This window comes from Flavonifractor plautii ATCC 29863 (assembly GCF_000239295.1).
In the GTDB taxonomy this organism is placed as follows: domain Bacteria; phylum Bacillota; class Clostridia; order Oscillospirales; family Oscillospiraceae; genus Flavonifractor; species Flavonifractor plautii.
On record NZ_JH417826.1, the window covers coordinates 13,580 to 14,928 of the forward strand.

Annotated in this window: 1 protein-coding gene and 1 pseudogene; both read left to right on the forward strand. The window is 65.0% G+C overall.

Annotated features, from left to right (window positions below; translation table 11 throughout):
- Window positions 1-513, forward strand: a pseudogene (locus HMPREF0372_RS20810) (hypothetical protein); the annotation flags it as partial.
- Between the two features lie 324 nt (window positions 514-837).
- A complete protein-coding gene (locus tag HMPREF0372_RS14280; RefSeq protein ID WP_007493924.1) occupies window positions 838-1,257 on the forward strand; it encodes a hypothetical protein in 420 nt (139 codons plus the stop codon).
- The last annotated feature ends 92 nt before the right edge of the window (window positions 1,258-1,349 follow it).

The following is a 1,349-nucleotide window of genomic DNA, read 5'->3' on the forward strand; positions in this document are numbered from 1 at the left end:
CCTGCGCGGGGAGATGGAGGCCTGCTGCCAGCTCTCCGTACCGGCCGCACACTGGCACAGCAGTACAACCATCTGCTGGTGCAGAAGGAGGTGGAGCCGCCGGAGCTCACGGCTGGGACGCGCCGCATCCCCGTGGACAAGGTGAGTTTTGCGGATGAGCTCTCAGAGTGCGATGGGCTGCTCCAGTTCTATATGCCGGTGACCTTTGACCCGGACGCGGTCTTTGGCACCCACGTGGCGACCGCGGAAAACGACGACTGGCTCAACGTGTACGCCGCCTATGACCTGAACGCCAGCCGGCCGTGCTCCGCACTAGACGTCATCCTGGTGTGCGGAGACGGCAATGAGTTCGCCTTCCGGTATCCGCTGGCCCAGCAGGAGCAGGCCGCGCTGCTGGAAAAGATGGACGCCTACTGCCTGGAGCAGACCGGCATGGCGCTGGCGGATTTCCGGGCCCGGTATCTGGTGGAGGAACCGCAGCCCCGCCAGGCCCCCAGTCTGGCCCAGCTGTGAGCACGCCGTCGGCCCCGTGTGCGCCCTGTGTGCCGGTTTCAGGCAGAGGGCGGGCCAGGGCCCCGCCCAGACGGGAAACCGCCCCGTTGGGGCCAGTTTCGCCCCAGCTTGGGGCGTTCGATTTTAGTACGAGGATAAAGGAGCGCCGTGGTGAGCCCCGGCGCTCAGGCCACAAAGCCCCGCAGTGCGGGGCTTTTCCCGGATTTGGGTACCGCCGTCGGTAAAGGCCCGTTCCGGGTTTTAGAGCGGTGGTGCGTTTGAAAAAACACGGCGTTGCAGGCGGTTGAGGCCCTTTTGCACCGCCGTGGTGAACGAGGAGGAAGCATGGACGAGGAAAACAGGCTGAAAATCACCCTCTGGCTCAAGCCGGGCATCGTCCGCCAGATGGATGGCTGGCTGGAGGAGGACAACTGCAAAAGCCGCGGGGAGTTTGCCGAAAAGGCCCTGCGGTTCTACATGGGCTACCTGGCCGCGGAGGATACCTCGGAGTACCTCTCCCGCGCCCTGGTGGACACCCTGCGGGGTACATTGGCGGACAACGAGAACCGGCTGCGTACTTTGCTGTTCAAGCTGTGCGTGGAGGTGAACATGATGAGCCACACCGTTGCCGCCCACTTCCGCGCTGATCCGGTGAACCGCCGGGAGCTGCGGGCCTATGCGGTGGACGAGGTGCTGCGCACCAACGGGAAGATCAGCTTCGATGATGCCCTGGATCTCCAGCGCCAGGTCTACCCTGACCGATGAGCCGCATCCGGTTCATGTCCCCCTACCTGAAGGGGGGCAGGGATACGGCCAAGCTGGTCAACCGGGCCCGCTACATCGCCACCCGCCCCGGC